Raw genomic sequence first — 12,785 nt, 5'->3', positions numbered from 1 at the left:
CTGCTCAGGAGGCCGGCAGAGCCGGGGCGTCACCAGGGCGCGGGCGGCGGTGCCGTCAGGGCCTCCGCCAGCCGGGACAGCCGGTCCCTGAACCCCCGCCGGGCCCGCGCGGAGCCCCCCGCGTTCTCACCCGCCGCCGCGCTCACCAGGTGCTGCACGGTGTCCAGGTCCAGCTCGGCCCCCGCCGGCACGGCCAGCGTCTCGTGCGCCATCGCGGCCAGCTCGCCCCCGCCGGCGCCCAGGGCCAGCACCGTCACCCCGGCCCGCCGCGCCGAGTGGACCCGCTCCAGCAGCGACGCCGCTTCCCCGGGCGCCACGACCAGCAGGGTCTCCCCGCGCCGCGCCGCCGCGATCCGGGCCGGCCCGACCGCCAGATGCGCGGGATCACCGGGGCGCGCGCCGTGCCGGACCAGCGTCGGCGCCAGCTCGGGCATGCCCGACCAGGCCGCCTCGTCCACCAGATGCGCCGCCAGGTGCCAGGGCTCGTACTCCGGCGTGCCCACCAGCAGCAGCCCGCCCCCGTGCGCCACCACCGAGCCGCGCAGCACCCCCGCGAACCTCCGGGTGGCACCCAGCCATTCCGTCCCGGCGAGCACTTCCCGCAGCAACGCGACCCGTACGGCGTCCATGCGACCGCATCCTGCCGCAACCGGTCACTCGTGACACGGAGTTCACCGCGAATTCGCCCGGAGTGGGGATGGTCCCGGCCCAGCCCCAGGTCGTGAGGAGCCGCCCGATGACCGACGTGACCGTCCCCTTCCGCGCGGGCCAGGAGGGATACGCCAGCTTCCGCATCCCCGCCGTCGTCGCCACGAGGTCCGGCACCCTGCTCGCCTTCTGCGAGGGCCGGGTCACCTCCGCGGCCGACAACGGGCACATCGACATCGTGCAGAAGCGGTCCACCGACGGCGGCCGTACCTGGGGCCCGCTCCAGGTCGCCGCGAGCAACGGGACGGACCTCGCCGGCAACCCCGCCCCCGTCGTCCTCGACACCGGCCGGATCCTGCTCGTCCACGTCCGTGCCGCCGCCTCCGCCACCGAGGCCGCCATCCTGCGCGGCCAGGTCAAGGACGCCGACGGCCGCCGGGTCTGGGTGCAGCACAGCGACGACGACGGCGTCACCTGGTCCGCGCCGAAGGAGATCACCGCCCAGGTGAAGAAGCCCGGCTGGCGCTGGTACGCCACCACACCCGGCCACGCCCTCCAGCTGACCTCCGGCCGCGTCCTCGTCCCGGCCAACCACACCGTCCCGCCCACCGGCACCGACACCGGTGCCGAGGCCAGGTACAACAGCGGGCACTGCCTGCTCAGCGACGACCACGGCGAGACCTGGTACCTCGGCTACGTGGACGAGAACACCGACGGCTACGTCAACGTCAACGAGACCACGGCCGCCGAACTCCCCGACGGCCGCGTCTACCTGAACACCCGCAACGACTCGCCGTCCCCCGGCAACCGCGCCGACGCCCACTCCGCGGACGGCGGGAAGACACTCGTCAAGCCCTTCCGGCCGCAGGCCGGACTGACCGCACCGGTCTGCGAGGCCGCCGTGCTCCAGCTCCGCGACCCCGACGTGCTCCTCTTCTCCGCCCCCGCCGACCCCGCAGCCCGCGCCCTGCTCACCATCCGCGCCTCCCATGACGGCGGCACCACCTGGCGCCCGGTCTTCACCGTCGACGGGCTGCCCGCCGCCTACTCCGACCTCGTCCGCGTCGACCCGCACACGCTCGGACTGCTCTACGAGACGGGCGACTTCGGCGCCTACGAGACGATCACCTTCCGCCGCGTGCCCGTGCACCGGCTGACCTGAGCCGGTGCCCCGGACGTCACGGACGTAGAGTCGGGCCATGACCTCTACCGACAGCGCACAGAAGGCCCCCGCCAAGGACCCCTGGGACCTGCCCGACGTCTCCGGGTACGTCGTCGGCGTGCTCGGCGGCACCGGCCCGCAGGGCAAGGGACTCGCCTACCGGCTCGCCCGGGCCGGCCAGAAGGTGATCATCGGCTCCCGGGCCGCCGAGCGCGCCCGGGCGGCCGCGGACGAGCTCGGCCACGGCATCGAGGGCGCCGACAACGCCGAGACCGCGCGCCGCAGCGACATCGTGATCGTCGCCGTACCGTGGGACGGCCACGGCGACACCCTGCGGGCCCTGCGCGAGGACCTGGCCGGCAAGCTCGTGGTGGACTGCGTCAACCCGCTCGGCTTCGACAAGAAGGGCGCCTACGCCCTCAAGCCGGAGGAGGGCAGCGCCGCCGAGCAGGCCGCCGCCCTGCTGCCGGACTCCCGGGTCGCCGCCGCCTTCCACCACCTGTCGGCCGTCCTGCTCCAGGATCCGCAGATCGAGCAGATCGACACCGACGTCATGGTGCTCGGCGAGGAGCGTGCCGACGTGGAGACCGTGCAGGCGCTGGCCGGGCGCATCCCCGGTATGCGCGGCGTCTTCGCGGGCCGGCTGCGCAACGCCCACCAGGTCGAGTCCCTGGTCGCGAACCTGATCTCCGTCAACCGCCGGTACAAGGCGCACGCCGGGCTCCGGGTCACCGACGTGTGAGCCGCACCCGGCGATGGGGGACACTGGACCGTCGTAGCAGTGTCCCCCGCAAGGAGCCGGCCCCCATGCCCCGCATCGCCCTCTACACCCTCGCCGTCTGCGTCCTCGCCGTCGCCGCGGCGGTCGTCTCGTTCGTCCAGGGCAGCTGGCTGGGGATCGTCTGGGTGCTGCTGGCGGGCCTGTCGTCCAACATGACCTGGTACTACGTGAAGCGCGCCAAGGTCACCCGGAACGGATCGGTCACGGGCTGACCGAGCAGTACCCGTCGGCGCCCTCCCAGAAGCGGTAGAGGTCCTGGCCGCAGTACTGCGAGAAGTCGTCCACGTTCAGCGCGCGCAGGATCGCGTCGACCACGTCGAAGAACACGCCGTTGACCGCCGGCAGCCACAGCAGCGCGAAGACGAACAGCAGGCCGAACGGGGCGAACGGCTCCACCTGCCGCTTCACCCGGTACGACAGCCACGGCTCGATCACGCCGTAGCCGTCCAGGCCCGGCACCGGCAGGAAGTTCAGGATCGCCGCCGTCACCTGGAGCAGCGCCAGGAACGCCAGCGCGAACCGGAAGTCCGCGGGCACGCCGTCCAGGGCACCCAGCCAGAACGGGGCCGTGCACACGACCGCGAACAGCACGTTCGTCAGCGGCCCCGCCGCCGAGATCAGGCTGTGCCGCCAGCGGCCCCGGATCCGGTTGCGCTCGATGAACACCGCGCCACCGGGCAGACCGATCCCGCCCATGATCACGAACAGCACCGGCAGCACGATGCTCAGCAGCGCGTGCGTGTACTTCAGCGGGTTCAGCGTGAGGTAGCCCTTGTCGCCGACCGTGATGTCGCCGCCGTGCAGGGCGGTGCGGGCGTGCGCGTACTCGTGCAGGCACAGGGAGACGACCCAGGCCGCCGTCACGAAGAGGAACACCGCGATGCCCGGCTGCGCGGCGAACCCGGCCCAGGTGGCCCAGCCGGTCACCGCCGTCACGGCCAGTATGCCGACGAACACGGGACTGACCCGCCGGTCGCCGTGGCGGGTGGTGGCGGTGGTCATGAGAAGGGCTCCTCGGGTCGACGGGGTGTCGCGAAGACCGTACAGGTGGTCCCCGGGGGAACGTCCCGCGGTCGGCCGGCGGTTCCTGACCGGCGCCACCGACCCGGCCGGAGAACGACATCACCCGAGAACACCCCGTCCGATCCCTTCCGTCCGGGCCCCCTCCGGTCCGAGTGCCTCTGAATCCGGGCCTCCGGTCCGGACCACTCCGTCCGGGCCCCTCCGGTCCGAGCGCCTCTGATCCGGGTCTCCGGTCCGGGCCCCTCTGGCCGAGTGCCGCCGATACGGGTCTCCGGTGCGGCTCTCTCCGGTGCGGCTCTCTCCGGTGTGGCCCTCTCCGGTGTGGCCCCCTCCGGTCCGGGGTCGGGGGCCCGTCGCCGGGCGGTGGCGCGTACCCGGTTCCCGCCGGTGTCGTGTTCCCGGTTCCCGCCGGTGCGCGCGCGGCCGAAACCCGGAAGCGGTGTCCGTGCGTCGCCAGGGACAATGGACCTTGTGCGATACCGGCTGCTCGGCACCACCCAGGCAATCCGCCCCGACGGCACGGCCGTCCCCGTCGGCGGGGCACGGCTGCGTGCCCTGCTGAGCGTGCTCGCCCTGAGGACCGGGCGGACCGTGCCGGCGGGCGTACTGGTCGACGAGGTGTGGGGCGCCGACCCGCCCGCCGACGCCACCGGCGCGCTGCAGGCGCTCGTCGGGCGGCTGCGGCGGACCCTCGGCGCCGACACCGTCGCCTCCGCCGACGGCGGCTACCGGCTCACCGCCGCGCCCGACGACGTCGACCTCACCCGGTTCGACCGGCTGACCGGCGACGGCCTCGGCGCCCTCGCCGACGGCGACCCCGCCAAGGCCGCCGCCCTCCTCGACGACGCCCTCGCCCTGTGGCACGGGCCCGCCCTCGCCGACCTGCCCGACCACACCGCCGAGGCCGCCCGCTGGGACACCCGCCGCCTCGACGCCCGGCGCGGCCGGCACACCGCCGCCCTCGCCCTCGGCCGGGCCGAGCAGGCGCTGCCCGAACTGACCGCCCTGTGCGACGACCACCCGCTGGACGAGCCCCTCCAGGCGCTGCGGCTGCGCGCCCTGCGCGACACCGGCCGCCCGGCCCAGGCGCTCGCCGCCTACGAGGACCTGCGGCGCCTGCTCGCGGACCGGCTCGGCTCCGACCCCGGGCCCGAACTGCGCGCCCTGCACACCGAGTTGCTACAGGAGGAACCGCCGAGCCCCCGGCCCGCGGCGGTCCCCGGCAACCTGCCCGCCCGGCTCACCTCCTTCGTCGGCCGGGAAGCCGACATCCGGGCCATCGGCGCCGACCTCGCGGGCGCCCGGCTGGTCACCCTCCTCGGGCCCGGCGGCGCCGGCAAGACCCGGCTGTCGCAGGAGGCCGCCGAGGCGATACGGGACACCGTCCGGGACGGCGTGTGGCTCGCCGAGCTGGCCCCCGTGGACGAGCCGGACGCCGTACCGCAGGCCGTGCTCACCGCGATCGGCGCCCGCGAGACCGTGCTGCACGGCGCCGGCGTCGACAGCATGCGCGCCGTCTCCGACCGGCTCGGCGACCCCGTCGAACGGCTCGTGGAGCACTGCGCCCGGCGCCGCATGCTGATCATCCTGGACAACTGCGAGCACGTCGTCGACGCCGCCGCCCGGCTCACCGAGACCCTGCTGGCCCGCTGCCCCGAGCTGACCGTCCTCGCCACCAGCCGCGAGCCCCTCGGCGTGCCGGGTGAGCTGGTGCGGCCCCTGGACCCGCTGCCCGAGCCGGTCGCACTGCGGCTGCTCGCCGAGCGGGGTGCCGCGGCCCGGCCCGGCTTCCGGGTCGACGACGACCGCGAGGCGTGCGCCGAGATCTGCCGCCGCCTGGACGGTCTCCCGCTCGCCATCGAACTGGCGGCGGCCCGGCTGCGTATGCTCTCCCCCCGGCAGATAGCCGACCGGCTGGACGACCGCTTCCGGCTGCTCACCTCCGGCAGCCGGACCGTGCTGCCCCGCCAGCAGACCCTCCGAGCCGTCGTGGACTGGTCCTGGGACCTGCTGGACGCCGGTGAACGGGACGTACTGGCCCGGCTGTCGGTCTTCGCCGGCGGCTGCGACCTGGCCGCCGCCGAGGCCGTGTGCGGGCCGTCCGCGCTCGACGCCCTCGGCTCCCTGGTCGACAAGTCCCTGGTGGTGGCCGCTCCGGCCGACGGCGGCGGCATGCGCTACCGGCTGCTGGAGACCGTCGCCGAGTACGCCGCCGAACGGCTCGACGAGACGGGCCGGCGCCCCGAGGCCGACCGCGCCCACCTGACGTACTACCGCGAACTCGCCCGCACCACCGACCCGTTGCTGCGCGGCCCCGACCAGCGTGCCGCCATCGGCCGGTTCCAGCTGGAGTACGAGAACCTGCGCACCGCCCTGCGGTACGCCGTCGCCGAACGCGACGAGCAGGAGGGGCTCTGCCTGATCCTCTCCCTGCTCTGGTTCTGGCAGATGCGCGACCAGCGGGTCGAGACCCGCACCTGGTGCCAGGAGGTCATGGCGCTCGGCCCCGACCCGTTCGCCGAGCCGGTCCGCCGGGCCGAACCGGTGTGGCAGCGCTGCACCGACGCCCCGCCCCCCTACACCGGCGAGATCCTCGCCGAGGCCCGGCGCGGGGTCCACCTCGCCCATCTCGCCTGCATGGACACCGAGATGGAGCGCTGGCAGACCCCCGCCGCGCGCGCGAAGCTGCACGCCGTCACCCGGGTCTACGAGCCCGGCATGCCGCAGACCTGCCGGCTCCCCGGCCTGCTGTGGTTCTTCGCCGTGCTGCTCACCGGCGACGCCGAGCGGCTGCGCACCATCGTGGACGCCTGCGTACGGACCTGCCGGGACACCCCCGGCTTCGAATGGGAGCTGGCCGGGGCGCTCCAGATGCGCGCCGGGCTGCTCGCCAACCGCACCGCCTGGGCCGGTGACGCCGCCCGCGACGCCGACGAGTCGCTGGAGATCTACCGCCGGCTCGGCGACAGCTGGGGCACCACCGAGGCCCTGTCCGCCCGTGGCGAGGCCCGCGAACGCAAGGGCGCCTACCGCGAGGCCGCGGCGGACTACCGGGCGGCCGTCGAGCACGCCGAACTCCTCGGCGCCCGCGCCCAGGTGGCCGTGCTCCGCGCGCGCCTGGGCAGCGTGCTCATCGAGGCGGGGGAGACCGGACGCGGCGAGCGGATGCTGCGTGACGTCATCGCCAGCCAGGACGGCAGCCACAACGAGGCGATGCCCCTGGCCAGGCTCTTCCTCGCCGGCTGGCTCGGTCTGACCGACCGCACGGCGGAGGCGCGCGAACAGCTGCGGTCGCTGCGCGAGGAGGTCACGCTCGCGCACTTCATCGTCTTCGACGCCGTGATCCTCTGCCAGGAGGCATGGCTGGACGCCCTGGACGGGCGCTCCGAGGAGGCCCTGTCACGGGTCCGCAGGGCGCTGGAGCTCGCCGCCGACCCGCTGTCCCAGGCCATCAACCCGCACGCCCACTCCGTCGGCCTCACCGTCGCCGCGATGACCCTCGCCCGCGCCGACGGCGGCCGGGCCGCCGACGCCGCCCGGTGCCTGGCCGCCGCCGACGCGCTGCTGCCGCCCGGCCATGTCGCCTCCGGCGTGGAACGGCGCAGCCACGACATGACCGAGGCCCGGATCCGGCAGGCCCTCGACGAGCGGGCGTACGAGGCCGCATACGCCGAGGGCGGCGGCCTCTCCCTCGCGGAGGCCACCGCCCTGGTGTGACGTGTGCGTCAGCTCTTCGTGCGGAACTTGTGGACCGCGACCGGCGCCATGACCGCGGTGAGCGCCACCGACCAGATCAGCGTCACCCACAGCGGGCGGCCGACCGTGTGGCCCTCCATCAGTCCGCGGGCGGCGTCGGCCAGCGCGGAGAGCGGGTTGTAGTCGGTGAACGCCTGGAGCCAGCCCGGCATCGACGCGGTCGGCGCGAAGATCGAGGAGCCGAACTGCAGCGGCATCAGCACCAGGAAGCCCATCGCCTGCACCGACTGGGCGCTCTTCATGATGACGCCGAGGGTCAGGAACACCCACATCAGCGCCGAGCCGAACACCGCGGACAGCGCCACGGAGGCCAGCAGACCGCTCCAGCTGTGCACGTCGTAGCCGACGAGCAGGGCGACCACCAGCAGCACGACGGTCGCGAACAGCATCCGCAGCAGTTCCACCGAGATCTTCGCGAAGAGCACGGAGCCGCGCCCGATGGGCAGCGAGCGGAAGCGGTCCATCACACCGGAGTTGAAGTCCATGTTGAACCCGGTGCCCACGCCCTGGGCCATGTTCATGCCCATCATGGCGAGCAGGCCGGGGATCACGTACTGGACGTACCGGTCCTGGCCGCCGCCCAGCGACTGCCCGATGGAGCCGCCGAACACGTACACGAACAGCAGGGTGAAGACGACCGGGAACAGGACGGCGTCGAACATCGACTCCGGGTCCTGCCGGATCCACAGCAGGTTGCGGCGGATCAGCGCGCCGGTGTGCCGCAGGTGGGCCCGGAGCGGGATCGGCGTGTCGGCCTTCCCCGCGGACGGGGACAGGGTGGCGGAACTCATACGGCGACCTCCTGGCGGTCGTCGGCGGGCACGGCGTCCTGCGGGGCACTGGCACGGTGGCCGGTGAGGGACAGGAACACCTCGTCCAGGCTGGGCAGTTCGGTGGTGATGGAGGAGATCGTGATACCGCGCGCGGTGACCGCGCCGACCACGGCGGTCAGCTGCTCGTCGCTCAGGATCGGCACCAGCAGGGCCCCGGCCTCGGCGTCCACGGTGGTGGCCGCGAGCCCGGTGATGCCCAGCTCGTCCAGCATCCCGGCGAGCGGGCGCAGCTCCAGCGGGTCGACCGGCCGCACCCGCAGGGTGCGCCCTCCGACGCGGGCCTTCAGCTCCTCGATGCCGCCGCGGGCGATGACCTTGCCGCGGTCCACCACGGTCAGCTCGGAGGCGAGCTGCTCGGCCTCCTCCATGTACTGGGTGGTGAGCAGCACGGTGACACCGTCGCCGACCATGGCCTTCACCTCGTCCCACACCTCGTTGCGGGTGCGGGGGTCGAGGCCGGTGGTCGGCTCGTCCAGGTACAGCACGGCCGGCCGGCCGATCATGGAGGCGGCCAGGTCCAGCCGGCGCCGCATGCCGCCGGAGTAGGTGCTCGCCGGGCGCCGGGCGGCCTCCGTCAGCGAGAACCGCTCCAGCAGCTCGTCGGCGCGGGACCGGGCGTCCTTGCGGGACAGGTCCAGCAGGCGGCCGATCAGGTACAGGTTCTCCCAGCCCGGGAGCTTCTCGTCCACCGACGCGTACTGGCCGGTGAGTCCGATGACCCGGCGCAGCTGCCGGGGCTGCCGCACGACGTCGTAGCCGGCGACGGTGGCCCGGCCCGCGTCCGGGGTGATCAGGGTGGACAGGATGCGCACGAGGGTCGTCTTGCCGGCGCCGTTCGGACCGAGCACACCCATCACGGTGCCCTCGCGTACGTCCAGGTCGACACCGTCCAGCGCCTTGGTCTCGCCGTAGTGCTTGACCAGCCCCCGTACGGTCACGGCGGAGCGTCCGCCGGCGGGGATGTCGTCGATGCTTGTCATGGAGGAGACAGTGCCAGGCCCCACCGACAAACGGCCGACAGGACCCCGACATCCGCCGGCACGCCCCCGACGGCGGAGAAGCGGCGGCCCCCGACGGCGGAAAGGCGGCAGCCCCGCCGACGGGGGAAGATCAGCGGGGCTGCCGGGTGGTGCCGGGGGTGGTCTAGTGGACGGAGTGCTCCTCCAGCGGGAAGGTCCCGCCGACGACGTCCTGCGCGAACTCCCTGGCCGCGCCGCCCATGACCGCACGCAGGTCGGCGTACTTCTTGACGAACTTCGGCACCCGGCCCGACGTCAGCCCGAGCATGTCGGTCCACACCAGCACCTGCGCGTCCGTCTCCGGTCCGGCGCCGATGCCGACGGTCGGGATGTGCAGCACGCGCGTGACCTCGGCCGCCAGCTCCGCCGGCACCAGTTCCAGCACCACCGCGAAGGCGCCCGCGTCCTGCACGGCCTTGGCGTCGCGCAGCAGCTGCTGAGCGGCCTCCTCGCCACGGCCCTGCACGCGGTAGCCCATCGCGTTGACGGACTGGGGGGTCAGGCCGATGTGGGCCATGACCGGGATGCCGGACTCCACCAGCAGCCGGATCTGCTCGTGCGAGCGCTCGCCGCCCTCCAGCTTGACCGCGCCGACCCCGGCCTCCTTGACCAGGCGGGTCGCCGAGCGCAGCGCCTGCACCGGGCCTTCCTGGTAGGAGCCGAAGGGCAGGTCGCCGACTATCAGGGCGCGCTTGGTGCCGCGTACGACGGCGGCCGAGAGCATGGTCATCTCGTCGAGGGTGACGGGCACGGTGGTCTCGTACCCGAGGTGACAGTTGCCCGCCGAGTCGCCGACGAGGAGTACGGGGATCCCGGCCTCGTCGAAGACGGACGCGGTCATCGCGTCGTAGGCGGTGAGCATGGGCCACTTCTCGCCCCGCTCCTTGGCGAGGGTGATGTCGCGGACGGTGATGCGACGGGTGCCCTTCCCTCCGTACAGCGCCTTGCTGCCGTCGGAAGGCTTGTCGTGGGCAGCCGAAAGCTGCGTCATGGCAACGGCTCCTTCAGTCATCTCGAGGCGCCCTGACGGCGTCCCCGGATCGTCTCCATGGTGGCACTTCGTGCCGGGCAGGGCCAGAGGGCCCCCTGTGATCCCCGCCCCCGGCCCTGCCCGGCGCCGGGACCGCGACCGAACCGCGTAAGACCTTGGTAAAAAGAATAAGATACGAGACGGTACCGTATCGAAAAGATCGTAGGCTCGGACGCATGACAAGTCCCGTCCCTGCCTCCCGAATACCCGAAGCGGTCCACCGGCGCCGGTGGGCGATCCTCGGTGTCCTGATGCTGAGCCTGCTCATCGTGGTGCTCGACAACTCGATCCTGAACGTCGCCATCAAGACCATCGCGACCCCGGCGCCCACCGGCCTCGGCGCCACCCAGAGCCAGATCGAGTGGGCGATCAACGCCTACACCCTCGTCTTCGCCGGCCTGCTGTTCACCGCCGGACTCGTCGGCGACCGGCTCGGCCGCAAGAAGGTGCTGCTCGGCGGGATCGCGGTGTTCGGCGTCGGCTCGGCACTCGCCGCCGAGTCCGGCTCGCCGGGCCAGCTGATCGCCTTCCGCGCGCTGATGGCCCTCGGTGCCGCCTTCGTGATGCCCGCCACCCTCGCCGTCCTCATGAACGTCTTCGAGCGCGAGGAGCAGCCGAAGGCCATCGGCATCTGGGCCGGCGGCGTCGGCCTCGCCATCGCCATCGGCCCGATCACCGGCGGCGCGCTCCTCGACCACTTCTGGTGGGGCTCGGTCTTCCTCATCAACGTGCCGATCGTCGTCGTCGCGCTCGTGCTGATGGCCTGGCTGGTGCCCGACTCCCGCGACCCGCGGCCCGGCCGCCTCGACCCCGTCGGCGTGGTGCTGTCCGTCGTCGGCCTCGTCCTGCTGGTCTACGGCATCATCAAGGGCGGCGAGCTGGCCGACTTCACCGACGCCAAGGTGCTCGGGACGATCATCGCCGGTCTCGTCGTCCTGGCCGGCTTCGTCGTCTTCGAGAAGCGCAGCGACCACCCGTCGCTCGACGTCAGCTACTTCAGGAACAAGGTCTTCTCGGCCGCCATGAGCGCCATCGCGCTGGTCTTCTTCGCGCTGATGGGCGTCACGTTCTTCGGTGTCTTCTACACCCAGAGCGTGCGCGGCTACTCGCCGCTGGAGTCCGGCGTGCTGATGCTGCCGCTGGCCGCCGCCCAGCTGATCTTCGCGCCGCGCGCCCGGCTGCTGGTCGACCGGTTCGGCAACCGGGCCACCACCACCGCCGGCCTGCTGCTGATCGCCGCCACGCTGGCCGCCTTCGCCACCTTCGAGGCCGACACGCCGATCTGGCTGCTGGAAGTCGTCTTCTTCCTCATGGGCACCGGCATGGCGCACATCATGACGCCGACCTCCGTCGTGATCATGCAGGCGCTGCCGCGCGAGAAGGCGGGCTCCGCGTCCGCGCTCAGCAACACCTTCCGGCAGGTCGGCGGCGCCCTCGGCATCGCCGTCCTCGGCTCGGTCCTCGCCGCCTCCTACCGCAACGGCATCGAGGGCAGGCTCGGCATGCTGCCGCCCGGCCTGCGGGACACCGCGGCCGAGTCCATCGAGGCCACGCTCGGCGTCGCCGAGAAGCTCGGCCCGCAGGGCAAGGCCCTGATCACCCCCGCCGACGACGCCTTCCTGCACGCCATGCACGTCACCGCCCTGTGCGGTACGGGCGTCGCGCTGGTCGGCGCTCTGGTCACCGTGCTGTTCCTGCCGGGCAGGCCGCCCGCCGGCCAGGGCGGCGAGCGGGAACCGGAGTTGGTCGCCGCGGGGGAGTGAGCCGCCGGGCACGGGGCCCCCGGAGCGGTTCCGGGGGCAGGGAGGGGGTGCGGGGACTGCGGGACAATCCCCGCAGGACAGCGAGAGGACGGAACGACGTGAGCCTTGCCGACAGCCGACCGCGGCCGGACACACCCGCGCGGGGACGACCGCGCAGCGAAGCCGTGGAACGCGCCATCCTGGAGGGCGTGATGAAGCTCCTGGAGGAGGGCGTGCCCCTCGCCGAGCTGTCCATCGAGCGCATCGCCCGCACCGTCGGCGTCGGCAAGGCCACCATCTACCGCCGCTGGAGCGGCAAGGAGGAACTGTTCGTCGAGGTGGTCCGCGCGGCCGAGCCGCCCGAGCCCGAACTCCCGGGCACCTCCATGCGCGACGACCTCGTCGTGCTGCTGGAGAACCTGCGCCGGCGCGGACTGGCCAGCCGTTCCTCGGCGCTCCTGCACAACGTGTACGCCCAGATGAAGACCAACCCCAGGATCTGGAGCACGTACCACGAGAACGTCATAGTGCCCCGGCGCGTCCTCGTCCTCGACGTGCTGCGCCGCGGCCGGCTGAACGGCGAACTCCGGCCCGACGTCGACCTGGAACTGGCCAACGACCTGTTCGTCGGTCCGGTCCTCGTCCGCTCCCTGCTGCGCCCCGACGCGGACCTCCCCGAGGGGCTGGCCGAGGACATCGTCGACACCGTCCTGGCCGGTCTACGGCCCGTCAGCTCCACGGCTGCGCAGCACTAATGTGCGCGTTTCGTCACAGACACCGTCCGTCCCGGG

At 73.2% G+C, this 12,785-nt stretch carries 11 protein-coding genes; 6 read left to right on the top strand and 5 right to left on the bottom strand.

What is annotated here, in order from left to right:
- Window positions 1-29: 29 nt before the first annotated feature.
- Window positions 30-629, bottom strand: coding sequence for a hypothetical protein (locus GT045_RS25360; protein WP_161287128.1), 600 nt, complete (start codon window positions 627-629; stop codon window positions 30-32).
- Between the two features lie 107 nt (window positions 630-736).
- Here GT045_RS25360 and GT045_RS25355 point away from each other — a divergent pair, with 107 nt between their 5' ends.
- From GT045_RS25355 to GT045_RS25345, 3 genes are all read left to right on the top strand, one after another.
- Window positions 737-1,810 (top strand): sialidase family protein, encoded by a 1,074-nt coding sequence (locus GT045_RS25355; RefSeq protein WP_161335566.1) that lies wholly within the window; start codon window positions 737-739, stop codon window positions 1,808-1,810.
- A 37-nt stretch (window positions 1,811-1,847) separates the two neighbouring features.
- Complete coding sequence (gene npdG, locus GT045_RS25350; protein WP_161287126.1) at window positions 1,848-2,552, top strand: NADPH-dependent F420 reductase; 705 nt, start codon at window positions 1,848-1,850, stop codon at window positions 2,550-2,552.
- A gap of 65 nt (window positions 2,553-2,617) precedes the next feature.
- Window positions 2,618-2,803: a hypothetical protein gene (locus GT045_RS25345; RefSeq protein WP_161335565.1), complete on the top strand. Its 186-nt coding sequence runs from the start codon at window positions 2,618-2,620 to the stop codon at window positions 2,801-2,803.
- On the opposite strand, the gene GT045_RS25340 is transcribed toward GT045_RS25345, so the two are convergent.
- Window positions 2,793-3,593 (bottom strand): site-2 protease family protein, encoded by an 801-nt coding sequence (locus tag GT045_RS25340; protein WP_161287124.1) that lies wholly within the window; start codon window positions 3,591-3,593, stop codon window positions 2,793-2,795. The two genes, GT045_RS25345 and GT045_RS25340, sit on opposite strands and share 11 nt — an antisense overlap.
- A gap of 483 nt (window positions 3,594-4,076) precedes the next feature.
- Between GT045_RS25340 and GT045_RS25335 the strand changes: the two genes are divergently transcribed.
- Window positions 4,077-7,331, top strand: a complete 3,255-nt coding sequence (locus tag GT045_RS25335) for a BTAD domain-containing putative transcriptional regulator (protein ID WP_161335564.1) — start codon at window positions 4,077-4,079, stop codon at window positions 7,329-7,331.
- Window positions 7,332-7,339: 8 nt separating this feature from the next.
- Here the strand turns inward: GT045_RS25335 and GT045_RS25330 are convergent, their stop codons facing one another.
- From GT045_RS25330 to panB, 3 genes are all read right to left on the bottom strand, one after another.
- Entirely contained in the window at window positions 7,340-8,161 is an 822-nt protein-coding gene (locus GT045_RS25330) for an ABC transporter permease (protein WP_161335563.1), read from the bottom strand.
- Complete coding sequence (locus tag GT045_RS25325) at window positions 8,158-9,183, bottom strand: ATP-binding cassette domain-containing protein (RefSeq protein WP_161287121.1); 1,026 nt, start codon at window positions 9,181-9,183, stop codon at window positions 8,158-8,160. The genes GT045_RS25330 and GT045_RS25325 overlap by 4 nt, the downstream gene beginning before the upstream one ends.
- A 163-nt stretch (window positions 9,184-9,346) precedes the next feature.
- On the bottom strand, window positions 9,347-10,213 hold the full coding sequence (panB, locus tag GT045_RS25320) for a 3-methyl-2-oxobutanoate hydroxymethyltransferase (protein ID WP_161287120.1): 867 nt from the start codon (window positions 10,211-10,213) through the stop codon (window positions 9,347-9,349).
- Window positions 10,214-10,428: 215 nt separating this feature from the next.
- On the opposite strand from panB, the gene GT045_RS25315 reads away from it, so the two are divergent.
- On the top strand, window positions 10,429-12,015 hold the full coding sequence (locus GT045_RS25315) for an MFS transporter (RefSeq protein ID WP_161287119.1): 1,587 nt from the start codon (window positions 10,429-10,431) through the stop codon (window positions 12,013-12,015).
- A 98-nt stretch (window positions 12,016-12,113) separates the two neighbouring features.
- A complete protein-coding gene (locus GT045_RS25310) occupies window positions 12,114-12,749 on the top strand; it encodes a TetR/AcrR family transcriptional regulator (RefSeq protein ID WP_345942749.1) in 636 nt (211 codons plus the stop codon).
- The last annotated feature ends 36 nt before the right edge of the window (window positions 12,750-12,785 follow it).

Origin of the sequence: Streptomyces sp. SID486 (assembly GCF_009865385.1) — a bacterium.
Classification (GTDB): Bacteria; Actinomycetota; Actinomycetes; order Streptomycetales; family Streptomycetaceae; genus Streptomyces.
Note: the sequence above shows the minus strand (reverse complement) of the source record. Positions and strands in the feature narration are given on the sequence as shown.